Genomic DNA, 22,774 nt, shown 5'->3' with positions numbered 1-22,774 from the left:
ACTGTGCCTGGACGCCACCGGACAGGGCACCGCCAACGGCACCACCATCCAGCTCTACACCTGCCACGGCGGCAACAACCAGAAGTGGACCTGGAACAGCTGACCCCGCCGCGACGACAGGGCGCTGACGACCGGTTCGCAGGCCTCTGTCCGATCTAGATGAGGGACGTCTGCGGTGCGGCCGACCCGCCGCACCGCAGACGGCCGGCCCGCCGGCCCACCGCCCGCCGATCGACCGCGGGCACCGTGAGGACCGGCCGTCCGGCCCACGAACCCCCACGCCACCGAGCCTCCCTCGTCAGGGGCTCGGTGGCGTGGGATTCGCATCACAGCCCGCCATGCGCTCAGGGTTCCTGGCGGGCGCCGTTGCGCTCGCGGTCGGACTCGACGATGATGCGCACGGCCTCGTCCACGTCGTCGGTGACCTGGATCAGGTTGACGTCCTCGGGGGAGATCTTGCCGGTCTTCACCAGGGTGCCGCGGATCCAGTCGAGCAGCCCGCCCCAGAACTCGCCGCCCATCAGGATGACCGGGAACGAGGTGACCTTGCGGGTCTGCACCAGCGTCAGCGCCTCGAACAGCTCGTCCAGCGTGCCGAACCCGCCGGGCAGCGCCACGAACCCGCAGGCGTACTTGACGAACATCGTCTTGCGCACGAAGAAGTAGCGGAACTCGATGCCGAGGTCCACGTAGTCGTTCAGCTTCTGCTCGAAGGGCAGCTCGATGCCCAGGCCCACCGAGATGCCACCCGCCTGGCGCGCCCCCTTGTTGGCGGCCTCCATGATGCCGGGCCCGCCGCCGGTGATGACGGCGTAGCCGGCCTCCGCCAGCGCCTGGCCGAGTCTCTCGCCCATGGCGTAGTCGGCGTCGTCGGCATGGGTGCGCGCGGAGCCGAACACGGTGACGGCGGGCGGCAGCTCGCCGAGCTGCCCGAAGCCCTCGACGAACTCGGCCTGGATGCGCAGCACCCGCCAGGGGTCCATGTGCAGCCACTCGGTCGAGCCGCGCCGGTCCAGCAGCCTCTCGTCGTAGGTGGAGTCGGGCAGGAACTTCCCCCGGACGAGGGAGGGGCCCTGACGGCGCTCCTCGCGTGATGCTTTGCTCATGCCGATCACGCTAACCGCCCGCTGGAGTGCGCAAGCCGTACCGGAACGGGACGTCCCGCCGGGGCCGTAAAGAATCTTGGAAAATCTGTCCCGAGCAGCGGAACCGATTCTTCGCGAGGCCACGTCTAAGAGCCGAGGGTGCTGCTCGGGACTGAAAGTGGCTTTCCCCGCCAAATGGCCGGCGAGGAAAGCCACTTTCTTTTGTGCCCACAGCCGGCGTTGATCGGCGCGACGCCCCGGCGAGCGATTCGCGCGCTCGCCCTTCCAGGCCGGGCCGCGCCGCCCGCCCAGGACGCACAGGACGCTCAGGACGCCGCGTCGCCCAGCCAGGCGGTCATCCTGCGCTCGCAGTCGGCGATCATCTCCAGCGAGACGTACTCCCCCTGCTGGTGGGCGAGGTTCGGGTCGCCGGGGCCGTAGTTGACCGCCGGGACGCCGAGCTCGGAGAAGCGCGCGACGTCGGTCCAGCCGAGTTTGGCCCGGGGAGTGCCGCCGATGGCGCCGGCGAACGCCGCGGCCACCGGGTGGGTCAGCCCGGGACGCGCGCCGGGCGACCCGTCGGTGAAGCGCACCGCATACCCCTCGAAGACCTCGCGCACGTGCTCCTCGGCCTGCTCCATCGAGCGGTCGGGGGCGAAGCGGTAGTTCACCGTCACCACGCACTCGTCGGGGATGACGTTGCCCGCGACGCCCCCGGCGATGCCGACGGCGTTCAGGCCCTCGTGGTAGGCCAGGCCGTCCACGACCGGCTCGCGGGCCTGGTAGGCGTTCAGCCGGGCCAGGATGGGCTCGGCGCCGTGCACGGCGTTCACCCCGTACCAGGAGCGGGCGCTGTGGGAGCGCCGGCCCTGGACGGTCACCTGGGCTCGCAGGGTGCCCTGGCAGCCGCCCTCGATCTCGCCGCTGGTGGGCTCCATGAGCACGGCGAAGTCGCCGGCCAGCAGCTCGGGACGGGTGCGGGCCAGGCGCGTCAGGCCGTTGCGCGCGGCCTCGACCTCCTCGCAGTCGTAGAAGACGTAGGTCACGTCCCTGACCGGGGCGGGCACCCCGGCGGCGAGCTTGAGCGCCACGGCGACGCCGCTCTTCATGTCCGAGGTGCCGCACCCGTACAGCAGGTCACCCTCGACCCGGGAGGGCAGGTTGCCCGCGAGCGGCACGGTGTCGATGTGCCCGGCGATCACCACCCGCTCGGCGCGGCCGAGCTCGGTGCGGGCCACCACGGCCTCGCCGTCGCGGACGACGGTGAGGTGCGGCAGCGGCGCGAGCGCGGCCTCGATGGCGTCCGCGAGGGCCTTCTCGCCTCCGCTGACCGACTCGACGTCGACGAGCGCCGCGGTCAGCGCCCGCACGTCCCCGGCCAGGTCGAGCGGCGGGACCTCAGGCATTGACGCCATGCTGGCGCAGCACGTCGTTCAGCGCGGCCTTGTCGTGGCGCTGCCCCTCTTCCAGGCGCTTGAGCACCAGGACGCACGGCAGCCCGAAGGTGCCGCCGGGGAACTCCTTCGGACGCGTGCCGCCGACGGCGACGCACCAGTCGGGGATGCGGCCGCGGGAGAGCTCCTCGCCGGTCTGCACGTCGATGACGGGCATGGAGGCCGACAGGATGGTGCCCGCGCCGACGACGGCGCCCTTGCCCACCCGCGCGCCCTCGACGATCATCGAGCGGCTGCCGATCAGCGCCTCGTCCTCGATGACGACCGGGACGGCGTTCGGGGGCTCCAGCACCCCGCCGATGCCGACGCCGCCCGACAGGTGGACGTCGCGGCCGATCTGCGCGCACGAGCCGACGGTCGCCCAGGTGTCCACCATGGTGCCGCTGTCGACGTAGGCGCCGATGTTGGTGTAGGAGGGCATCAGCACGACGCCCGAGGCGAGGTAGGAGCCCCAGCGCGCGATGGCTCCCGGCACCACGCGGACGCCTTCCAGGGACGTCTTCAGCGGGATGCGGTCGTTGTGGTGGAAGTCGCCCACCTGGCTCCTGACCATGCCGAGAACCCGGAAACTGAGCAGGATGGCGCGCTTGGCGCGCTCGTCCACGACCACCTCGCCGGAGGCGCCGTCGACGAAGGCGACACGCGCCTTGCCGGTGTCGAGCATGTCCACGGCACCGACGATCACACCGCGGGCCTCGCCGTCGTCGGGCGACAGCTCGGCGCGGCGTTCCCACAACTCGTCCACGGTGGCCGGCAAGGGGCTTTCGAAGGTCTCGCTCATGCAAGGGGAGCTTAGTGCCGCACGGGCGACCCGGCGGGGCCGGTAGGTTCTTGTCCGTGGCGCGGCGATTCTCTCGGGCGGTTCTGACGATCACAGGCATCGTCGTCGTGCTGGGCGCTGCCATCTTCTTCGGCGTCTACTACCTGCTCAACCGGGCCAAGCCCCTCGCGATCGGCGAGCACTGCCAGGTGAAGACCGCGCTGGGCACCCTCGACCTGGAGATCGAGCAGGCCCAGGTGGCCGCGACGATCGCCGCGGTCGCCACCGACCGCCGGTTGCCCGAGCGCGCGGTGGAGGTCGCGTACGTGACCGCGATCCAGGAGTCCAAGCTGCTGAACCTCCCCTTCGGCGACCGCGACTCGGTCGGGGTGTTCCAGCAGCGGCCCTCGCAGGGCTGGGGCACCGTCGAGCAGCTGCAGGACCCGGTCTACGCGACCCGCAAGTTCTTCTCCGCGCTGACCAAGGTCAAGCGCTACCAGCGGCTGCCTCTGCACGAGGCGGCGCAGGCGGTGCAGCGCTCCGCCGACGGCTCGGCGTACGCCCAGCACGAGGAGGACGCCAAGATCCTCGCCGCGGCGTTCACCGGCCGGGCGGCCAAGGCCGTGCACTGCTGGTACCCGGCCCCCGACAAGCCGGCGCCCGTGCAGGCCGCCAAGGCCCGCAAGGAGCTGGCCAGGGCCCTCGGCCAGCAGACCAGCCCGGACAACCGCATCACCGCCCCCACCGACCGCAGGGGCTGGCTGATCGCCTCCTGGACGGTCGCCCACGCGCAGAAGTACGGGCTGCGCAAGGTGCGCTTCGCGGGCGTCGCGTGGAGCTCGGCGGCCGGCCAGGACGGCTGGGTGGCCGACGCCAAGGCGGCGGCCAAGACCGTCGAGATCGCCTGACGCCCCGGCCACGGGTACGCCGGAGCGCCTCCACGCACGTCCCATAACAGCCGCAGGCGCTCCGCGTCCCGCACGGCCACAGGATGCGTTCACGTCCCGCACGGCCACAGCATGCGCTCCGCGTCCCGCACGGGCGCGGCGTGCGCTCCGCGCCTCGCGCGGCTAGAGCATGCGCTCCACGTTGATCGAGCCGGGGGCCAGCGGCTGGGCGTAGGCGGCGGTCCACGGCTGGCCCTGCACCCGGTTGAAGCTCAGCAGCCGCCCGTCCGCCGCGAGGTAGTCGACGAAGTCCGCCAGGCCGCGCTCGGGGTAGCCGGTGGTGCCCTCGGAGCGGAAGGTGGCGGTGCCGCGTTCCATCGGGTGGAACTCGACGCCCTCCATGATCAGCATGCTCTTGGCCGGCACCATGCCCTGGGTGGGCACGGGCGTCCAGAGGTAGACCTCGAGGTGCGGCGGGTCGTTGGGGCCGGTGCCCTGCCGTTCTTCGACCGACAGCCACATGTAGTGGCCGAGGCCCTCTTCGAGCAGGTATTCGGTCCACTGGTCGCCCTGCCAGGAAAGGTGCAGGGCGCCCAGGACGCGCGACCTGATGCCCTGGCGGTCGATGACGTCCCCGACCTTGATCGTGCGGGGATCGAGGTACTCGGGGTTCAACACGACCGGGCGGGCCAGGGCCGGGTGCGGCGAAGTCGGCTCGGGTGCCGGCTCAGGGGGTCGGGGAGCCGGTCGAGCCGTCTTGTTCGGCCGCCGCGTGCCGAGGAAAGCGCCCAGCACGACGACGAAAATGGCTGCGCTCACTGCGAGCACGACCGCAACGGTCATGCCGCGGGATCCTACTGGAGGCGGAGCACCGCCGCATTGATCCGTTCGTCAGTCGCCGTCATGGCGATACGGATATGCGACGTGCCCGCTTGCCCGTAAAAGTCGCCCGGCGCGACCAGAATTCCTATTTCGGCCAGTGCGGCGACCTGATCCCAGCAATTACGGTCGTCGGTCGCCCACAGATAAAGGCCCGCCGTCGAGTGCTCCACGCGCCAGCCGGCCTTCTCCAGCACCGGCCGCAGAACGGCGCGGCGGGCGCCGTACAGCTCACGCTGCTCGTCGGCGTGCCGGTCGTCGTCCAGCGCGGCGGCCATCGCGGCCTGGACGGGCGCCGGCATGATCATGCCGGCGTGCTTGCGCACCTCGAGCAGCCGCTTCACCAGCGCGGGGTCGCCGGTGACGAACGCCGCGCGGTAGCCGGCCAGATTGGACCGCTTGGACAGCGAGTGCACGGCCAGCAGGCCCTCGTGGGAGCCGCCGCAGACATCGGGATGCAGGATCGAGACCGGCCGTTCCTCCCAGCCCAGCTCGATGTAGCACTCGTCCGAGGCGACGACCGCGCCGCGCTCACGCGCCCAGTCGACGACCTTGCGCAGGTGCTCGGCGGGCAGCACCCGGCCCGTCGGGTTCGACGGGGAGTTCACCCACACCAGCGGCACCCGCTCGGGGCCGAGCCCCAGCAGGCCGTCGGCGGCGTACGGCTCGGCGCCGGCGATGCGCGCGCCGACGTCGTAGGTGGGGTAGGCCAGGGACGGGATGACCACGCGGTCGCCCGCCCCCACACCCAGCAGGGTGGGCAGCCAGGCGACCAGCTCCTTGGAGCCGATCGTCGGCAGCACGTCGGCCGGGTCGACGCTCACGCCGTGCCGGCGGGCCAGCCAGCCGGCGGCGGAGGCGCGCAGCCGCTGCGTGCCGTGGGTGAGGGGGTATCCGGGGCTGTCGGCCGCGCCCGCGAGCGCCTCGCGCGCCACGGCGGGCACCGGGTCGACGGGAGTGCCGACCGACAGGTCGACGATGCCCTCCGGGTGGGCGAGCGCCCGTTGCTTGTACGGCACCAGCCGGTCCCACGGGAAGTCGGGCAACCCGATCACCGAAACACCCCCAAGGTGGATCTCAGACGTCGGCGCGCGGTGCTGGCGGGTACCGCGACCAGGAGGTCACGGTACCCCGGCGGCGCCAGACGTGCGGTAGGTCAGTGCTCCTCCGCCTGGGGCGGGAGAACGGCCACGATCGGGTGGTCGCGGTTGATCTTGCCGACCTTGGACGCTCCGCCGGGCGAGCCCAACTCGTCGAAGAACTCGACGTTCGCCTTGTAGAAGTCCTTCCACTGATCGGGCGTGTCGTCCTCGTAGAAGATCGCCTCGACCGGGCAGACAGGCTCGCACGCGCCGCAGTCCACGCACTCGTCTGGGTGGATGTACAGCATGCGGTTGCCCTCGTAAATGCAATCGACGGGGCACTCTTCGATGCACGCCTTGTCCAGCACATCAACGCAAGGCTGCGCGATGACGTAGGTCACCTCGGGCTCCTTCTTCTCCGCGCCTTCGCACGACTCGACCGCGGGTTGCTAGACCTAGTATTGCCGTGCTGGCCACGAGTCCGAAACGGGAGGGGGGCGAAGCGTGTGACACCGCACTTTGGCGGAAGGCTCGTGATCGCCGTCTCGCCCGCCGACGTGGGCCGGCGCGTCACCGTGCGCCGCGCCGATCCCGACGGCTTCCGCGACACGGTCGGCGTCCTGGAGTCCTGGCAGGACGGCCTGCTCCAGGTGCGCAAGCGCGACGGCACGCTGGTGAGCGTCCGCGAGGAGGCCCTCGTCGCCGCAAGGGTCGTCCCCGAGCGCTGACCCGCGCCCAGCCCGCCCCGCCGCCCCTTCCCGTCACCTCGCCGCCCCGCGCCCGCCCCTCCCCTCGCGCCGCGCTTCATGCCACGCCCGGCCGCGCACCGCGCTTCACGCCTCAGCCCGGCCGCATCGGCGCGCGTCCGGTCCGCCAATGCTGGCCCAAACTTCCGCGTGCCTCCTCGACGCGGGAGGATATGACGCTGAGTATTCGTTTCGTGACATCACGTGCCGCAGTCGCCGCAGCAGCGCTCCTCGCCACCGCCGTGGCCGGGTGCTCCTCCACGACGTCCAAAGACACCAAGCAGCCTCCGGTCAACCCCAGGGCGGCCAGCCTGGCCCAGGGGTTCGGCACGATGGACCGCCTCGTGGAGGCGGCGCGCAAGGAAGGCTCCCTGAACCTGGTCGGCATCCCCCGCGACTGGGTCAACTACGGCGCCATCATGGACCGCTTCACCGGCGAGTACGGAGTGCGGATCAACGTGCTGGAGCCGGGCGCGAGCAGCCAGCGCGAGATCGACCTGGCCAAGGCCGCGCGCGTCCCCGACAAGGTGCCCGACGTCTTCGACCTCGGGTTCGACGTCGCGGTCGCCAACGCCCAGCGCTTCTCCCCGTACAAGGTGACCGCCTGGCAGGACATCCCCGACGCCGTCAAGGACCTCAAGGGCCAGTGGTACGCGGGCTACGGCGGCTACATGTCCATCGGCTACGACCCGCGCAAGGTCGCCGCCCCGGCCAGGTTCGCCGACCTGGCGGCCAGGCCCGGGTACGCCGTGGCCCTGGCCGGCGACCCGCTCCAGACGGCGGCGGCCTTCTACGGCGTCATGGCGGCCTCGCTCCAGGGCGGCCGGCCGAAGGCCGAGCGCGGCCTCGCCCTGTTCGCCGAGCTGAAGAAAGCCGGCCGCCTCAGCCTGCCCTCCCAGGCCAACGCGCTGGTCGACTGGGACTACGTCAACGCCGCCAAGGCCGCGCAGACCGCCGGGGACGACAAGCCCGCCTGGAAGGTCGTGGTGCCCGCCGACGCGGCGCTCGCGTCCTACTACGTGCAGGCGATCAGCGACAAGGCCCCGCACCCGGCCGCCGCGCGCCTGTGGGAGGAGTTCCTCTACAGCGACGAGGTCCAAAACCTCTTCCTCAAGGGCTTCGCCCGCCCGGCGCGCATGGAGGCGCTGGAGATGTCCGGCAGGCTCGACAAGCAGGCGGCGGCCAAGCTCCCGCCCGTCCCGCGCTCGCCCGTCCTGCTCACCATCCCGCAGACCGACGAGGGCAAGACCTACTTGAAGGCCAACTGGCCCCGGTCGATCGGCTGAGTCCCCGGGGGCAAGCTTTCGGACAGATGTGTCGCAAGGACATCAAGGCTCTAAAGTATTCGTACTTACGGACACGGGGAAGCGATGTCTGAGAATGCGAGCTGATCGCCTTGCGACACGAAACGCCGAGCTTGATGCGGTGGAACGCGCGCGCCTATGACAGCTCCTTCGGCTATGTCTCGGCGCAGGGCGCGCCCCTGATCGAGTTGCTCGACCCGCGGCCGGGCGAGCGCATCCTCGACCTCGGCTGCGGCACAGGGGTGCTGACCGCCGACATCGCGGCCCGGGGCACCACCGCGCTCGGCATCGACGGCTCCCCCACGATGATCGAGGTGGCGCGGGCCCACCATCCCGGGCTGGACTTCATGATCGGCGACGCGGCCAACTTCGGCGTCCCGGCGCCCTGCGACGCGGTGTTCTCCAACGCCGCGCTCCATTGGATGGGACGCGACCCCGACGCGGTGATCCGCTGCGTGCGCATGGCCCTGACCCCGGGCGGGCGGTTCGTCGCCGAGATGGGCGGCGCCGGCAACTGCGCCGCGCTCACCTCGGCCATGCTCACCGCCTGGCGCGAGTACGGGCTGCCCGAGCCCGAGCTGCCGTGGTACTTCCCCACCCCGGCCGAGTACGCCACGCGCCTGGAGAAGGGCGGGTTCACCGTCCGCCTGCTGGAGTACTTCGATCGGCCCACGCCGCTCGACGAGTGCCCCGGCGGCGCCGCCGACTGGGTCCGCATGTTCGCCGGCTCGCTGCTCGACGCCGTGCCGCCCGCCACCGTGGAGCCGCTTCTGCGCCGCGTCAACGAGCTGGCCGCCCCCGCGTTACGCCGCGAATCGGGGTGGATGGCCGACTACGTGAGGCTGCGATTCGCGGCTGTGCGAGCCTAACGGCCGTCTACGATCGCGCGGTTTGCCAGACTATGGTCTGGTCATTGGAATCACCGGAGAGGGAACGGGATGAACTTCTGCCTGAGTGATCTCGTGCCTCCGCTTCGCTGGAGTGACGCGACCGGGTTCGCGCGGCTGCGGGAAGCGCCCGGCCTGCCCGACGCCTGGTGGCGATCGGTGCCGCTCAGCCGGGTGTTCGCCGTGCTCGGCCCCGAGGCGCTCGGCGAGCTGATCACCGAGCTGGCGACCGAGCACTGGCCGGCCGCCGCCGTCGGGGACATCCTGCCCGCGCTGCACGTGATGGACCCCGAGGAGGCCGACGAGCCGCAGGTGTCGATCGCGCTCGACCGTGTCGGCTCCTACACCGGCCTGCTGGCCCTGACCGGCCGCGAGCTCGCCGACCAGCCTTTCATCCGCGCGAAGCCGTTGCTGAACGCGCTGTTCACGGCGGTGTTCACCCGGCTGGCGCCGGCGGGCGACCAGGGCGCCCACTCCGCCGAGGCATCCCCTTCCCGCGCCGATGACGCGGCCGGTGGCCGCGCCTCGTCGTCCCGCGCCGGGCGGTCCGCCAACGGCGTCGCGGCGACGCCGCCGTCCCCCGCGCCCCTCGCCGCTTCCATGCCCGCGTCCGCCGCTTCTTCCGGCGCCGCCGCACCGGCTTCCGCCGCGTCGTTCGCCGCCTCCGCGCCCGCGCCGGCGGACCCGCTCCCGGTACGCCGCCCCGCGCCTCCGCTGCCCAAACGGCGCAGCAACCGCATCGACGCCGGCGACCCGCTCGGCCTGGCCGCGGCCCGGCTGGCCGAGGCGGCCCTGCAGCAGCAGGCCGGCGGCAGGGGCGGCCCCCGCCCGTCGATGTTCACCCCGCCTCCGCGCACCGAGCGGCCCATGCCCGCCATGCCCGCAATGCCGGACGTGGGGCTCGCGCCAGGCCCGCGGCCGTTCGTCCCCGAGCCCGAGCCGTTCAACGCCAACGGCGCCGAACCGTTCAACGCCGACCCGCTCGGCCCTGAACCGTTCAAAGCCGACCCCCTCGGTCCTGAACCGTTCAGAGCGGCCCCGCCCGGCCCTGAGGCGTTGAAGGCCGATCCGCTCGGGCATGAAGCGTTCAGAGCCGACCCGCTCGGCTCTGAGGCGTTCAAAGCCGACCTCCTCGGCTCTGAACCGTTCAAAGCGGTCCCGTCCGGCCCCGAGGCGGGCGCCTCCGGCCGCGACACCGGCCCGTTCGGCGTCGGCCCACGCCCGGCCGAGGCCGACCCGCTCGCCGCCGGCCCCGGTACGGCCCCGAGCGCCCCCGACGCCCCGTCCCCGGCCGGCCGTCCCGGCGAACCCGGCCGGGACCAGGAGGCCGCGGCCGCCGAGACCGGAGAAGGGTCCGAGACGCCCGCCGACGGCGGCGCCGTCCCGGGCGCGAACCCGACCGGCACCGACGAGTTCCACGCCGGCCAGGCCGACAACGACGTCGCGGAGCTCATCGACGCTGCCTTCGCCGACCTGGACGACAAGACGTGGGCGGTGGCGCAGAACCACGTGTTCACCGACGCCCCGGCCGCCCCCGAGGAGCTGGCCAAGCTGTTCGCCGTCCCGCCGGAGGACATCGTCGCCCTGGAGCAGGAGCTGCGCGCCCGGCTGGCCGCCTGGCTGGACAGCGCCGAGGCCGCCCCGTACACCCAGCATCTGGAGAAGCTCCCCGGCACCCTCGGGGTCGCCGCGCCCAAGTCGCGCCTGATGGGCGCGGCCGAGTGGCACACCAGGGAGCTGCGTTCGCTGGACGTCCCCGCCTGGCAGTTCGTCCTCACCACTCTGCCCGGCTACACCGTCCAGGACGACTGGCTGGTCGCCGGCGACATCGCCGACCTGCGCGATCAGACCTGCGCGCTGATACTCAACGCCGACCGTCCGCCGACGGTGGCACGCGCGCTGGAGCTGGTCTCGACGCTGGGCATCCACCCCGAGGTCGCCAAGGAGTGGCTGGAGAACGTCCCGCAGTTGCGCATCCAGAGCACCAAGAAGACCGGCGAGAACTCCGGATCTCCTGGGGTCGCCGAGGCCACGACGACCGGCGAGCGGCCCGCCGAGGCCGCGCCTTCACCGGAGGCCGCGCCGGCCGGTCAGCTCAAGGACGTGTCCATGACCCGCAAGTGCTTCAAGCACCCCGACGGGCTGTGGTGGCTGCGGGTGGACGTCGCCCCCGAGCAGCTCGCCGGCGGCGAGTGCCCGCTGCCGAGCGGGTTCGCCGCCTACCTCGGATTGAGCCCGGGGGACGGCCACACGGTGACCGGCGCGGCCGGAGACGTCACGCTGAGCTGGCAGTCCCGCCCGGTCATCGAGTCGCTCGGGCCGTTACTGCAGGAGATGGGCGCCCAGCCCGGGTCCCACCTGTTCCTGACCGTCGCCGAGGAGGACAAGGTGCTGCGGGCGCGGCTGGTGCCCGCCGCGGCCGGCGACCTGGACAAGAACACCATGGCACTGAGGCTGGCCGGATACACCACCAAGGACAAGGCCGAGTCGCTGGAGGAGACGATCCGGGTGCTGGCCACCCGCGTCGGCATGACGGGCCCGGTGGGGCTGCCCGACCTGATGAACCGGCTGCGCGAACGCGGGGACCGCGACCTGCTGTCCCTGATGGTCTGACGGGAGCCGCATGCCCCGGCTCGCGATCGCCCCTGAGGTCCTCCGGGACCTGGACGCGCTGGCCCAGCCCGTGCGCCGGGACGCGGTGATCGCCATGCGCCGGTTCCTGCGGAACACCACCTCGGCCCCCCACCCCGAGCGGGTGCGCAACACCCGCGACGCGCGGGTGGCCACGCTGCGGCTCGCCGAGCACCACCGCGGGGTGGTGGTCCGCCAGCGGGAGGTGTACTGGATGCTGACCGTCCTGCCGGACGCCGAGGCCTGGTCCTACGCGCAGCGGCACCGCTTCGCCGTCAACGCCGCGATCGGGGTGGCCGAGGTGTGGAACGCCGAGGCGCTCGAACGGGTCGAGCCCGCGCTGCGCCGGTCGGCCGAGACCACCGAGGAACGGCTGTTCGCGCACGTCTGCGACACCGACCTGATCGGGCTCGGCGTGGACACCCTGCTCATCCCCCTGGTGCGCCTGATCACCACCGACGCCAACCTGGACGCGCTGGAGCCCCTGCTGCCCGAGAGTCAGTTCGCCCCGCTCTGGGTGCTCGGCCAGGGTGGGTCGGTGGCCGACGCGTGGCGGGCGCTGGAGGCGCGGACGGCCGTACCGCTGAACGGCGCCGCCGTGGACGTCACCGACCTGCCGGTCGCGCTCGAACGCACCCCCGACCGCGCGGTGTTCGTGGCCGACCCCGAAGCGCTCGATCGCGTCCTCGCCGTCCCGCACTGGTGCACCTTCCTCTACCCCACCCAGTACCGGCTCTCCCACCAGGACGAGTTCGAGGGCTCGGTGCTGGTCACCGGCGGGGCGGGCACCGGCAAGACGCTGGTCGCCCTGCACCGCGCCGCGCACCTGGCCCGCGCCTCCGACGGCCGCATCCTGCTGATCACCTTCTCCCAGGGCGTGGCGGCCGACGTCGCGGCCAAGCTGGACCTGCTGGTCCAGGAGGCCGCCGCCCGGTCGCGCATCGAGGTGGGCAACGTCGAGCGCCTGGCCCACCGCATCGTCGCCGAGGCCGAGGGCCGTCCCCCGCTGCTGGTCGGCGGCCCCGACCTGGCCACCCTGTGGCAGGAGGCGTCGGAGATCTCCGGGGACCTGCACAGCCCGGCCTTCCTGCTGCGCGAGTGGGAGCAGGTCATCCTGGCGCAGAACCTGTGCACCGTCCAGGAGTACCTGGCCGCGCGGCGCCCGGGCCGCAGCGTGGAGCTGGACGACCAGGCGCGCACCGCCGTCTGGAAGGCCATCGAGCACGTGACCGGGCGGCTGCGCGCCGCCGGCAGGCGCACGCTGCTCCAGCTCGCCACCCAGGCCTCCACCCTGCTCGGCCAGGACACCGGCGACCTGCTCGGCGACGACGCGCCGCGGCGCGAGCCGTACCGGCACATCGTGGTGGACGAGGCCCAGGACCTGCACCCGGCGCAGTGGCGCCTGCTGCGGGCCGCCGTGCCGCCCGGGCCGGACGACCTGTTCGTGGTCGGCGACCCCCACCAGCGCGTCTTCGACACCCGGGTGGCGCTCAGCACGCTCGGCATCAAGGCCGAGAGCCACCGCCTGTCGGTCTCCCACCGCCTGCCGCAGGAGATCCTCACCTGGGCGGTGCGGGTGCGCGGAGGCGGGCCGGTCGACGGCCTGGTGGACGGCGTCACCGACCTGGTGGGCTTCCGTGCCACCCGTCCCGGACGGCGGCCGGAGGTGCGCGAGTACACCTCGCCGGCGGCCGAGCTGACCGGGCTGGCCGCGCACGTCGCCGCCTGGCTGGAGGACGGCGTCCCCGCCGACGAGATCGCCGTGGCCGCACGCACCGCCGAGCTGGTCCGCGAGGTGAAGGCGGCCCTCGGACCCTCGGCCGCCGGCGTCCGGGTCAGCACCCTGCACGGGTTGAAGGGCCTGGAGTTCCGCTACGTCGCCCTGGTCGGCGTCGCGGACGGCGTCGTGCCCGCGCAGGACACGCTGACGCCCGCCGACGACGACCCGACCGCGCGAGCCCATGACCTGCAACGAGAACGCGGCCTGCTGTACATGGCGTGTACACGGGCGGCGGAACGGCTGTACGTGTCCTATTCCGGCCGTGCAAGTCCCTTCCTGCCACCATGACCCAATAACCTGAACTGCGGATAAGAGCGAGTCTCATCCCGACTCAAGCCCCATGCCGGTTGGACCCCCATGAATCTGAGCCTTAGCGACATCGTGCCTCCCCTGCGTTGGACATCGCCCAGCCAGGTCGAGCCGATCGCGAGCGACACCCGTCTCCCGGACGCGTGGTGGCAGGCGCTTCCCCTGGACCGGGCCTGCCTGATCGCCGGAACCGCACAGGTGGCGGGACGGCTGACCGATCTCGCCATGACCTGCTGGGGACACCTGCCGCTCGGCGACATCCTCCCCCTGCTCCGCATGACCGACCCGGACAAGTGCCTGCGCACCCCGCAGTCCAGGGACGAGGTGCTCGCCCTGTTCGGCGGCGTGCTGTCGCGGCTGCTGGCCTCCGACACCGGGGCCGTGCCGGAGGGCGCCGCTCCGCTCGCCGGCGGGCGGGACGCCGCCGTCTCGCCGGTCCCGCCCGCCAAGCCCGAACGGCCGATCCCTCAGCTGATCGACGAGATCTTCGCCGAGCTGGACGACCGCCAGCGGGCCATCGCCGCCGACCGCGTCTACGCCGAGCGGCGGGTGACGCTGGACGAGCTGGCGCAGCGGTTCTCGGTCACCCGCGAGCGCATCCGGCAGATCGAGCGCGACCTGCGCGACCACGTGCAGAACCGGCTCGCCACCCCCGAGGCCACCCCGCTCGCCGCCCACCTGGCCTGGCTGCGGGGACGCCTGGGCTCCGCGGTGCCCGCCGAGGACCTGGCGGCGGCGGTGCCCTGGCACCGCACCGAGCTGACCACGCTCGGCGTGCCCGCCTGGCGGTTCATCCGCACCCTGCTGACCGGGTACGACCAGGTCGAGGGCTGGCTGGTCGCCGGCGGCGCCGACGAGCTGAAGGAGAAGACGCGTCAGCTCTTCACCGACGGCCCGGTGAAGTTGCCAGAGGCCGTGACGATGGTCGCCCAGCTCGGCATCCGCGAGGACGTCGCCGAGCGCTGGCTGTCCTCGGTGCCGCACCTGCGCATCCTGGAGGGCCACGTCGTCCCCTGGCCGCGCAGCGTCAACGAGAAGGCCGAGGCCGTGCTGGCCGTCGCCGAGAGCCCGCTCAGCCCCGAGGAGATCCAGAGCCGCATCGGCGAGGACTACAGCCTGGTCGGCATCCGCAACCAGCTCACGGCCGACGACCGGTTCCTGCGCGTCGACCGCAACAGGTACGGGCTGACCCGCTGGGGCGGCGAGGAGTACATCGGCATCCGCGAGATGATCGTCCGCGAGATCGAGCGGGCCGGCGGCGAGGCGTCGGTGAACAGCATCGTCGCCAACCTGACCACCCGCTACGAGGTCAGCGAGAGCTCGGTGCGCGCGTACGCGGGCGGGCCGGGCTTCGAGCGCACCCAGCGCGGCTGGATCCGCGTCGCCGCGCCCGAGCAGGCCGAGCCGTACCAGCCGCGCCGCGACGTGTCGATGACCCGCCGCTCCTTCCGCAGCCGCGACGGGCGGTGGTGGCACCGCGTCGACGTCAACGCCGAGCACCTGCGCGGCTCCGGATCGCCGCTGCCCACCGGTTTCGCCGCCCACCTCGGCATGGCCCCCGGCGGTCAGCTCACCACCTCCACCCCGTCGGGCGACGTCGTCATCAGCTGGCACAACCAGCCGACGATGGGGTCCATCAGGGCGGTGCTGGCCGACTACAACGCCGGCGAGGGCGACTCGATCTTCCTGACCGTGTCCGACGGCGGCGAGCTGCTCACCCGCTACCTGCCGCAGGCCGCCCAGGGGCTGCCGCCGATCAACATGGCGCTGCACCTCATCGGGTACACCGCGCCGGTCGCCTCCGAGGCCGAGGCGCTGCGCCTCATCGGAGCCCGCATCGGCCTGCCCGAGGGCGCCTCCCGCGAGGAGGTCCTCACCCGGCTCCGCGAGCGCGGCGACCGCGACATCCTCGCCTTCCTCGACCCCGAGGCGCCATGACGACGCAGGCGACGTGGGTGGCCGGGAGTGGTCGGACCCCGGACACAGGGTGATCCATCGCCTAAGCTCGAGGCATGTTGCGGCTGTATGACACCCGGTCCAGGCGGCTTGAGCCGATCGTCCCCGACAACGGGCGGGTCGTGCGGGTCTACACCTGCGGGCCGACCGTCTACCGGTTCGCCCACGTGGGCAACCTCCGGTCGTACCTGCTGCCCGACCTGATCCGCCGGGTGCTCGAACGGCACCACATCCGGTCGGTGGTGTGCCAGAACATCACCGACGTCGGCCACCTCGTCGACGACGACGCGATCGACCCCACCGGCGAGGACAAGGTCCTCGCCCAGGCCCGCCGCGAGGGCCGTTCGGCGCTGGAGATCGCCCGCTTCTACGAGGACGCCTTCCGCCGCGACACCGCCGCGCTCAACATGCGCTCCCCCGAGCACACCCCGCGCGCCTCCGAGAGCATCGACCTGATGATCGAGCTCATCGCCAAGCTCATCGACATGGGCCACGCGTACGCCGTGGACGACGGCTCGGTGTTCTTCGACGCCAAGAGCTTCCCCTCCTACGGCGAGATATCGGGCAACCGGCTTGACGCGCTCAAGCCCGGCCACCGGGTCGAGGGGGTCGACCCGCGCAAGCGCTTCCACGCCGACTGGGCGCTGTGGAAGGGCGCCGACCGCGAGATGACCTGGCAGACCCCGTGGGGCACCGGCTTCCCCGGCTGGCACATCGAGTGCTCGGCCATGTCCCTGCGCTTCCTCGGCGAGCACATCGACATCCACACCGGTGGAAAAGACCTGCGCTTCCCCCACCACGAGGACGAGCGCGCCCAGTCCAACGCCTCCGTGGGCCACGACGTCGTCAAACACTGGGTGCACGGCGAGCACCTGCTGTTCGACGGCCGCAAGATGGCCAAGTCCACCGGCAACGTCGTCCTGCTCGCGGACGTCGAGAACGCCGGCCTCGATCCCCTCGCGGTGCGGCTGGCCTTCCTCGAGCACCGTTACCGCCAGCAGATGAACCTCACCTGGGACACGCTGCACGCCGCCGACCGCACGCTCCGCCGCTGGCGCCGGCGGGTCGCCGAATGGGCCGAGTCCCCGAGCCGCCCGATCGCCGCCGAGTACGCCCGCCGCGCCCAGGACGCCTTCGACGACGACCTGGACACCTCCACCGCGCTGCGCGCCCTCCGCGAGCTCGAACGCGACGAGTCGGTGGACCCCGGGTCGAAGTTCGAGACGTTCCTGCACCTGGACCACGTCCTCGGCCTGGACCTACCGGCCGACATCGGCAAGCCTCCCCCCGTCCCGGTCCTGCCTCCGGGCGCCGCCGAGCTCCTCGACGCCCGCGCCAAGGCCCGCGAGGCCAGAGACTGGTCCACCTCCGACCGCCTCCGCGACGAGCTCGCCGGCCTCGGCGTCAAAGTGACCGACACCCCCGAAGGCCAGACCTGGTCCTGACCCCACAGCGTCCTCATCGGTCCAGGGGAATCCCTGGTCGTCAGACCGTCACGGCGCTGATGCCCGGCAGGTCATCGAAGCGGGCCTTCGCGTCACGACTCACGACGGTGCGTCCAGACTCAAGCGCATGTGCCGCGATGATCAGGTCGTGCGGCCCACGTGGCACGCCATTTCGGCGCACGTGTGCGATGAGGCGAGCATGATGAGCCGCGGTGACGTCCGTGTAGTCGAGCACGTCCAAGGCGGAGGTGATCGCGGCCAGAGCGCGGGACCGCTGAGCCGCGCGTGCCACCGAGTCGGCGAGCTCGATGCCCACCCGGTACTCGGCGACGGTGACCGCCGCGATGGCCAGGTCATCGTTGTCAAGGGCGCTGCGGTCGATGGAACCGCGCTCGTATGCGATCAGGACGTTGGTGTCCAGGATCAGGCGTCGGCCCACGGGTCACTCTCCTCGCCATGAAGGAGGGTCAAGGCGGCCGCGATGTCCCCCTCGAAGCGATCATCTGGTGGCGGGATGTCCGCCAACGCCGCGCGGAGATCGGCTCCGGTCCGCCGATGGGCCGGTCTGATCTCCGCGACCGCGTGGTTCCCTCGCGTGATCGTGATGGTCTCACCACGCTCGATCGCGTCCAACAGATCAGAGAACCGTCGTGACGCCTCCGTGGCGGTCATAGTCCGCATGCTTCCAGCCTATCTGATTTTCTGATTCGCGGCACGGCACTGATCGGCGATGCGGCTCGTTGTCCTGGACGAGAGGAGCCGATCGAAGGGGCCTCTGTTGTGGCCGACGACGATTCCGCCAAGAAGCTGTTGCCGTGGACGTGGCACGCGACCACGATGCTGTGCCTGGCCTTGGCCGGTTTCGGGGTCGGGCTCGTCGCGATATCGGCCGAAAGCCGCCCGCTGGCGCTCGTCGCCGTCAGCACCGTCGGGGGGCTCAGCACGGTGTTCTACGTCTTGCTGTGCGTGAAGGGGCTTCGCCGGCTGCGACGTGGCAGGACCGAGAGCGGTGCGAGAGGCGCGGTCCGGGGCGTGCGGTGGTTTTTCGAATGGCTCCCTTGACCGGAAATGTGATCCACCCCCACCTGGGACGACCTCCACGCCACATGGGGGCATCCCGGTGCCGGGCTCTTCGTCCCATGACCGGCCGCCGGTGGGGCTACAGTGCTCCGGCATGACGGACATGTCTTTTCTGGATGACACGCGGGCCGGGTATGACGCCATCGCGGCCGACTATGTCGAGATGGTGCGGGGAGATCTGGCTCGCAGCCCGCTCGAGCGGGCGATGCTCGGCGCGTTCGCCGAGGTCGCCGGGGGTGGCGGGCCGGTCGCCGAGGTGGGGTGTGGGACGGGGCGCATCACCGCTCACCTGCGCGAACTGGGGGTGGACATCTTCGGCATCGACCTGTCGCCCGAGATGCTCGCGCTGGCCCGCGAGGCGTACCCCCGCCTGCGGTTCGAGGAAGGCTCGATGACGGCGCTCGACCTGCCGGACGGCGGCCTCGCCGGGCTCGTCTCGTGGTACTCGCTCATCCACATCCCACCGGAGCACCGGCCGGACGTGCTGGCCGAGTTCCGTCGGGTGCTGGCGCCGGGCGGGCACCTGCTGCTCGCCTTCCAGGTCGGCGACGAGCCGCGCGTCTACACCGAGGCGTTCGGCCACCCGGTCTCGCTGGTGTTCCACCGGCTGCCCGTGGACGGTACCGCGGACCTGCTGCGCAAGGCGGGGTTCGAGATGACGGCCCGTCTGGTGCGCGAGCCCCGCGACTCCGAGACCAATCCACAGGGGTTCCTGCTGGCCCGCAAGGAGCCGGGCCCGGCCTGACGGGCATGGCCCCGGCCGAACCGCCGGGCCCGGTCGGGCTCGGCGGGCGTGAGAGGACCTGGCCCTGTCGGATCCTGGCCCGGTCCGGCTCGGCGGGCGTGAGAGGACCTGGCCCGGCCGGATCCGGGCCCGGTCGGGCTCGACGGGTGTGAGAGGGACTCGCCGCGGTGGCGGTCCGGGGGCCGGGTCATCCCGGCGCGGTGGGAGGCGTGATCAGCGTCGGGGTGGACGTGATGAACCTCAGGGGAGCATCGCCGTAGCGTTTCGGCAGTTCGCGGGCGGCTCTGGCGACGTCGCTCGTGCCGATCTCCACGGCGGAGCCGTCCGGGGTGACGGCGATCGTGGTGATGGTGACGCCGCGCGCCTTCCAGTAGTGGACGTCCTGCGTGACGCGCCGGGCGACCGCGTCGAGCTCGTGGGCCGAGTGGGCCGCGTCGCGCGGCCTGATCGGCTGCCCGGGGAAGCGGTCGCGCAGGGCCGCGTCCAGCTTCGCGGACGGCCGCCGGTACACGATGACCGCGTGACCGGGCACGTCGAGGACCACGCCCGCGAACTCGCCCGGAAAGCGGCGCCGCAGGAAGTCCTCGACCTGGGCGGCGAGGGCGGCCAGGCGCTCCTGACCACCCGGCCCCGGCGCCGGACCGCCGGGGGGGCGTGAGGTGCCCTGATTCTGGACGGAGCCGCTCGCCGGGTCCGCGGTGTCCTGACCCGCGGGCGGGTCGTTCGTCGAGGGTGAGGCGCCCTGCCCTGGGGCGGGCGGGGACGTGGAGGGGGGCGGGGTGTCTCCGTCGGAGGGGGTGGGGGCGGTGCAGGCGAGGACGGCGGTGGCGGTGCAGCCGAGGAGCACGATGGCCGTGCCCATGCGACGGGTCTGGTTCATGGTGACGCCTCCTGGCCTACCCGGTTGTCACGCACCTGACGAACATAAGACGAAATTCCACCGCGTGGCGGTTCACCGTATTTCCCGGCGCGCCGGGCATCGCGGCCATCCGCCCGTTTCCGATGGTTTTTTTATTCGGCGCGTGCGGTCCAATCGATTGTTCACCACGATCACCGGTGAATCGCGTGAATCCCAAGGAAAGGGGTCGGCGATCGAGCGCCGGCCCCTTTCCGCCGATCGCTCGGTCAGGGGAGCGTGATTCCCGGGAACGCCGTGGTCGCGTTGCTCCATGGGGAGTAGAAGATGCGCCAGGTGCAGACGCGGCCCGTGGGCCGATAACCGGTGCAGGGGACCTGGGTGCCGTAGTCGGTGGCGGTGATGATGCCCGCCGCGTAGACCTGGTTGGTGTTGCTCGGGTTGGTGACCTCGACCGGGCCGCCGCTGTCCCCGCCGCCGGCCGCGTTGGTGAACGACTGCTGCTCGGCGCGGACGGTGCCCTGGATCAGCCAGCCCACGTTGATCGTGACGTTGACCGCGGTGATCCTGATGGTGCAGTTGGTGCCGGAGAAGCCGCCGGAGGTGCAGACGTACTGGCCGACGACCGAACTCGTGGTGCCGATCACGGCGTTGTTGAACTCCGTGGCGACGCTGTTGACCGGGTTGTTGAAGACCTGACTCCCGGCGCTGGTGCCGATGAGGAGCACGTCACGGGAGGCGTTGCCGTGCGTGACGGTGCCGATGACCTGGCCGGTGGGGTCGGCGGCGGTCTGGCCGACCGACGCGCAGTGCGCCGAGCTCAGCATCTTGCTGACGCCCTGGTAGGTCACCGCGAAACCGGTCGTGCAGGCGGGCGAGGGCGTCCCCCATACCGAACCGCCCCACCACGGCGGGCTGTCGTCCCAGCGGCTGGCCACCTTGGGCCGCACGCCGGGCTCCACGCTGACCGGCACCGCCGCGCCGGGGATCGCCGTGCGGGTCGCGCCGGCCGAGGCCGTGGTGGCGTTCAGGCCGGAACCGTCCTGAAGGGGCTCGATGGAGGTGATCAGATCGCGGTTCGCCCGGATGAGGCGGTTCGCCTCCCCCTCCAGCTCACGCGCCGAGTACCGCGCGGGCAGAACGCTGATCGCCACCTCGCGCCGCAGCCGGCCCACGAGGTCGTCGATCGCCTTGGGCGGCCTGCCCTTCCAGTACACGCGCAGCTCGCGGCTCTCCGGCGCCGCGACGAGGCCGGCGTAGCCGCCGCCGTCGCCGGGCAGCGCGGCGGTGATCCGGTCGGCGGCCCTGACCATCTTCTGCTGGTCGAGCAGCAGGTCCTTCCACGAGGCGTAGCCGCCCGGCACCGGTCCGGTGTGCTCGACGGATCCGGTGGTCCGGGGCTTGACGGGATCGGGGGCGCTCGCGGCCTGGGCGGTGCCCATCCCCGCGGCGGCGAGCATGAGTCCGACCGCCAGGGCGAGGCGGCGTAATCGGGGTGACCTGCGGGAACTCGGGCGGATGTTCACCTGTGCGATCCTCCTGGGCGACGACCTCGGCGTCTCGCGCGAGCGACGGCCGACGGTGTGTGTTTCGTCCACGTCGGCGGGGGGCCTGCCCGGCCGCGTGCGGGCGGCGAGAAGGGGCCGGCGGGTGTGCGCCGGCCCCCGGTCGCTCGGGCTAGATCTTGTGGATCATCCGAGGACGATGGCGATGCCGGGGAAGGCGGCGGTCGCGTTGCTCCACGGGGAGTAGTACATCCGCCAGGCGCAGGTGCGGCCGCTGGTGACGTAGCCGGTGCAGGCCACGGCGGTGCTGCCGTCGATCGCGGTGTTGACGCCCGCCGCGTACACCTGGAGGGTGTTGGACGGGTTGACGACCTCCACCGAGCCGCCGCTGTCGCCCTGGCCGACCGCGTTGGTGTGCGCCGACTGCTCGGCCCGCACCGTACCGGTGATCAGGTAGCCCACGTTGATCGTGACGCCGACCTGCTGCACCTGGATGCTGCAGTTGGTGCCCGAGTACGCGCCGGAGGTGCAGACCCACAGCCCGACGTAGGAGCTGGTGGTGCCGATGACCGGGTTGCTGAACTCCGGCGAGGTGGAGCCGACGTTGTTGTTGAACACCCGGCCCGCGGAGGTGCCGTTGATCAGCAGCACGTCGAGGCCGTTGTTGTCGGGCGAGATCGAGCCGATCACCTGACCGGTCGGGTCGGTGGCCGTCTGACCGGCGTCGCCGCAGTGGCCCGCCGACAGCATCCTGCTCGTGCCGCCGTAGGTGACCGCGAAGCCCGTCGAGCAGCCGCCACCGGTGTTGGCGTTGCGCCAGGCGCCGCCGCCCCACCACGGCGGGGAGTCGTCCCAGCGGGTGGCAAGCGTCGGCTTGACGCCCGCCTCCACGGTGACCGGCACGGCCGAGTCGGCGACCTTGGAGCGGGTCAGGCCGGAGTCGACGCCCGAGACGGTGAGGCCCGAGCCGTCGACGTTCGGCGCGATCGCGGTGATCGCGTCGGGAGACCTGCGGACCAGGCGGTTCATCTCCCGCTCCAGCTCGCGGGCCGAGTAGGCCGCGGGCAGGACGCTGACGGGCACCTCCCGGCGCACCTGGCCGACCAGGTCGCCGATGCGCCTGGGCGTGTCTCCCTTCCAGTAGACCCGCAGTTCGTGGTTCTCCGGCGCGGCCACGATGCCGGCGAACCCGGCGCCGCCCTGCGCCTTGACCGCGGCGGTGATGCGGTCGGCGGCCTTGACGAGCTTCTCCTGGGTGGCCAGCAGGTCCTTCCAGGAGGCGAAACCGCCCGGGACCGCGCCGGCCGGCTCGATCGGGCGGCTGGTGGTGTCCTTGACGGGAGCGGGGGCGGGGGCCGCGGCGGCCTGCCCGGCCGCCATCCC

At 72.2% G+C, this 22,774-nt stretch carries 22 protein-coding genes; 11 read left to right on the top strand and 11 right to left on the bottom strand.

The features are described 5' to 3' along the window. Position 1: 1 nt before the first annotated feature. On the top strand, positions 2–103 hold the full coding sequence (locus ABZU32_RS16825; protein WP_354922995.1) for a ricin-type beta-trefoil lectin domain protein: 102 nt from the start codon (positions 2–4) through the stop codon (positions 101–103). Positions 104–344: 241 nt separating this feature from the next. Here ABZU32_RS16825 and ABZU32_RS16820 read toward each other — a convergent pair whose 3' ends face one another. The 3 genes from ABZU32_RS16820 to ABZU32_RS16810 form a co-directional block, all read right to left on the bottom strand. Continuing rightward, complete coding sequence (locus ABZU32_RS16820; protein WP_354840386.1) at positions 345–1,106, bottom strand: TIGR00730 family Rossman fold protein; 762 nt, start codon at positions 1,104–1,106, stop codon at positions 345–347. A 305-nt stretch (positions 1,107–1,411) separates the two neighbouring features. Further along, positions 1,412–2,491 carry a succinyl-diaminopimelate desuccinylase gene (gene dapE / locus ABZU32_RS16815; protein WP_354922984.1) on the bottom strand — a complete coding sequence of 360 codons (1,080 nt, stop codon included), beginning with the start codon at positions 2,489–2,491 and terminating at the stop codon, positions 1,412–1,414. Beyond that, positions 2,484–3,320, bottom strand: a complete 837-nt coding sequence (locus tag ABZU32_RS16810; RefSeq protein WP_354840382.1) for a 2,3,4,5-tetrahydropyridine-2,6-dicarboxylate N-succinyltransferase — start codon at positions 3,318–3,320, stop codon at positions 2,484–2,486. Before ABZU32_RS16810 ends, dapE begins: the two co-directional genes overlap by 8 nt. 56 nt (positions 3,321–3,376) lie before the next feature. On the opposite strand from ABZU32_RS16810, the gene ABZU32_RS16805 reads away from it, so the two are divergent. Continuing rightward, complete coding sequence (locus ABZU32_RS16805) at positions 3,377–4,207, top strand: hypothetical protein (protein WP_354922981.1); 831 nt, start codon at positions 3,377–3,379, stop codon at positions 4,205–4,207. 162 nt (positions 4,208–4,369) lie between these two features. On the opposite strand, the gene ABZU32_RS16800 is transcribed toward ABZU32_RS16805, so the two are convergent. The 3 genes from ABZU32_RS16800 to fdxA all read right to left on the bottom strand — a co-directional run bounded on the left by ABZU32_RS16800 (position 4,370) and on the right by fdxA (position 6,548). After that, positions 4,370–5,029, bottom strand: a complete 660-nt coding sequence (locus ABZU32_RS16800) for a DUF4178 domain-containing protein (protein WP_354922978.1) — start codon at positions 5,027–5,029, stop codon at positions 4,370–4,372. A gap of 11 nt (positions 5,030–5,040) precedes the next feature. Continuing rightward, positions 5,041–6,120 carry a succinyldiaminopimelate transaminase gene (gene dapC / locus ABZU32_RS16795; RefSeq protein WP_354840374.1) on the bottom strand — a complete coding sequence of 360 codons (1,080 nt, stop codon included), beginning with the start codon at positions 6,118–6,120 and terminating at the stop codon, positions 5,041–5,043. Positions 6,121–6,221: 101 nt separating this feature from the next. Beyond that, entirely contained in the window at positions 6,222–6,548 is a 327-nt protein-coding gene (fdxA, locus tag ABZU32_RS16790) for a ferredoxin (protein ID WP_354840372.1), read from the bottom strand. 132 nt (positions 6,549–6,680) lie between these two features. Here fdxA and ABZU32_RS16785 point away from each other — a divergent pair, with 132 nt between their 5' ends. From ABZU32_RS16785 to cysS, 7 genes are all read left to right on the top strand, one after another. Next, positions 6,681–6,875 carry a hypothetical protein gene (locus ABZU32_RS16785; RefSeq protein WP_354922975.1) on the top strand — a complete coding sequence of 65 codons (195 nt, stop codon included), beginning with the start codon at positions 6,681–6,683 and terminating at the stop codon, positions 6,873–6,875. 212 nt (positions 6,876–7,087) lie between these two features. After that, positions 7,088–8,179, top strand: a complete 1,092-nt coding sequence (locus ABZU32_RS16780; RefSeq protein ID WP_354922972.1) for an ABC transporter substrate-binding protein — start codon at positions 7,088–7,090, stop codon at positions 8,177–8,179. A gap of 134 nt (positions 8,180–8,313) precedes the next feature. Further along, positions 8,314–9,066 (top strand): methyltransferase domain-containing protein, encoded by a 753-nt coding sequence (locus ABZU32_RS16775; protein WP_354922969.1) that lies wholly within the window; start codon positions 8,314–8,316, stop codon positions 9,064–9,066. Between the two features lie 69 nt (positions 9,067–9,135). Then, the gene (locus ABZU32_RS16770) at positions 9,136–11,697 is read left to right on the top strand and encodes a hypothetical protein (protein WP_354922966.1); all 2,562 of its coding nucleotides are present in this window, start codon (positions 9,136–9,138) and stop codon (positions 11,695–11,697) included. 10 nt (positions 11,698–11,707) lie between these two features. After that, on the top strand, positions 11,708–13,783 hold the full coding sequence (locus tag ABZU32_RS16765) for a UvrD-helicase domain-containing protein (protein ID WP_354922963.1): 2,076 nt from the start codon (positions 11,708–11,710) through the stop codon (positions 13,781–13,783). A 69-nt stretch (positions 13,784–13,852) separates the two neighbouring features. Beyond that, positions 13,853–15,742 carry a sigma factor-like helix-turn-helix DNA-binding protein gene (locus tag ABZU32_RS16760; protein WP_354922960.1) on the top strand — a complete coding sequence of 630 codons (1,890 nt, stop codon included), beginning with the start codon at positions 13,853–13,855 and terminating at the stop codon, positions 15,740–15,742. 74 nt (positions 15,743–15,816) lie between these two features. Continuing rightward, positions 15,817–17,205, top strand: coding sequence for a cysteine--tRNA ligase (cysS, locus tag ABZU32_RS16755; RefSeq protein ID WP_354922957.1), 1,389 nt, complete (start codon positions 15,817–15,819; stop codon positions 17,203–17,205). Positions 17,206–17,245: 40 nt separating this feature from the next. On the opposite strand, the gene ABZU32_RS16750 is transcribed toward cysS, so the two are convergent. Further along, positions 17,246–17,644 carry a PIN domain-containing protein gene (locus tag ABZU32_RS16750; RefSeq protein WP_354922954.1) on the bottom strand — a complete coding sequence of 133 codons (399 nt, stop codon included), beginning with the start codon at positions 17,642–17,644 and terminating at the stop codon, positions 17,246–17,248. After that, positions 17,629–17,877 carry a prevent-host-death protein gene (locus ABZU32_RS16745; protein WP_354922951.1) on the bottom strand — a complete coding sequence of 83 codons (249 nt, stop codon included), beginning with the start codon at positions 17,875–17,877 and terminating at the stop codon, positions 17,629–17,631. Before ABZU32_RS16745 ends, ABZU32_RS16750 begins: the two co-directional genes overlap by 16 nt. Before the next feature lie 108 nt (positions 17,878–17,985). Here ABZU32_RS16745 and ABZU32_RS16740 point away from each other — a divergent pair, with 108 nt between their 5' ends. Both ABZU32_RS16740 and ABZU32_RS16735 read left to right on the top strand, forming a co-directional pair. Continuing rightward, complete coding sequence (locus ABZU32_RS16740; RefSeq protein WP_354922949.1) at positions 17,986–18,267, top strand: hypothetical protein; 282 nt, start codon at positions 17,986–17,988, stop codon at positions 18,265–18,267. A gap of 112 nt (positions 18,268–18,379) precedes the next feature. Beyond that, positions 18,380–19,030 (top strand): class I SAM-dependent methyltransferase, encoded by a 651-nt coding sequence (locus ABZU32_RS16735; RefSeq protein ID WP_354922946.1) that lies wholly within the window; start codon positions 18,380–18,382, stop codon positions 19,028–19,030. Positions 19,031–19,217: 187 nt separating this feature from the next. Here ABZU32_RS16735 and ABZU32_RS16730 read toward each other — a convergent pair whose 3' ends face one another. The 3 genes from ABZU32_RS16730 to ABZU32_RS16720 form a co-directional block, all read right to left on the bottom strand. After that, a complete protein-coding gene (locus ABZU32_RS16730) occupies positions 19,218–19,910 on the bottom strand; it encodes a hypothetical protein (protein WP_354922943.1) in 693 nt (230 codons plus the stop codon). Positions 19,911–20,155: 245 nt separating this feature from the next. Beyond that, positions 20,156–21,412, bottom strand: a complete 1,257-nt coding sequence (locus ABZU32_RS16725) for a hypothetical protein (RefSeq protein WP_354922940.1) — start codon at positions 21,410–21,412, stop codon at positions 20,156–20,158. A 165-nt stretch (positions 21,413–21,577) separates the two neighbouring features. Then, on the bottom strand, positions 21,578–22,771 hold the full coding sequence (locus ABZU32_RS16720; RefSeq protein WP_354922937.1) for a hypothetical protein: 1,194 nt from the start codon (positions 22,769–22,771) through the stop codon (positions 21,578–21,580). Positions 22,772–22,774: the final 3 nt, after the last annotated feature.

The organism is Sphaerisporangium sp. NPDC005288, assembly GCF_040607475.1.
Lineage (GTDB): Bacteria > Actinomycetota > Actinomycetes > Streptosporangiales > Streptosporangiaceae > Sphaerisporangium > Sphaerisporangium rhizosphaerae.
Note: the sequence above shows the minus strand (reverse complement) of the source record. Positions and strands in the feature narration are given on the sequence as shown.

Coding starts and splice junctions, on each gene's coding strand:
- ABZU32_RS16730 (WP_354922943.1), bottom strand. CDS start 19,910: ATGAACCAGACCCGTCGCATGGGCACGGCCATCGTGCTCCTCGGCTGC.
- cysS (WP_354922957.1), top strand. CDS start 15,817: ATGTTGCGGCTGTATGACACCCGGTCCAGGCGGCTTGAGCCGATCGTC.
- ABZU32_RS16775 (WP_354922969.1), top strand. CDS start 8,314: ATGCGGTGGAACGCGCGCGCCTATGACAGCTCCTTCGGCTATGTCTCG.
- ABZU32_RS16720 (WP_354922937.1), bottom strand. CDS start 22,771: ATGGCGGCCGGGCAGGCCGCCGCGGCCCCCGCCCCCGCTCCCGTCAAG.
- ABZU32_RS16760 (WP_354922960.1), top strand. CDS start 13,853: ATGAATCTGAGCCTTAGCGACATCGTGCCTCCCCTGCGTTGGACATCG.
- dapE (WP_354922984.1), bottom strand. CDS start 2,491: ATGCCTGAGGTCCCGCCGCTCGACCTGGCCGGGGACGTGCGGGCGCTG.
- ABZU32_RS16745 (WP_354922951.1), bottom strand. CDS start 17,877: ATGACCGCCACGGAGGCGTCACGACGGTTCTCTGATCTGTTGGACGCG.
- ABZU32_RS16810 (WP_354840382.1), bottom strand. CDS start 3,320: ATGAGCGAGACCTTCGAAAGCCCCTTGCCGGCCACCGTGGACGAGTTG.
- ABZU32_RS16765 (WP_354922963.1), top strand. CDS start 11,708: ATGCCCCGGCTCGCGATCGCCCCTGAGGTCCTCCGGGACCTGGACGCG.
- ABZU32_RS16800 (WP_354922978.1), bottom strand. CDS start 5,029: ATGACCGTTGCGGTCGTGCTCGCAGTGAGCGCAGCCATTTTCGTCGTC.
- ABZU32_RS16820 (WP_354840386.1), bottom strand. CDS start 1,106: ATGAGCAAAGCATCACGCGAGGAGCGCCGTCAGGGCCCCTCCCTCGTC.
- ABZU32_RS16770 (WP_354922966.1), top strand. CDS start 9,136: ATGAACTTCTGCCTGAGTGATCTCGTGCCTCCGCTTCGCTGGAGTGAC.
- ABZU32_RS16735 (WP_354922946.1), top strand. CDS start 18,380: ATGACGGACATGTCTTTTCTGGATGACACGCGGGCCGGGTATGACGCC.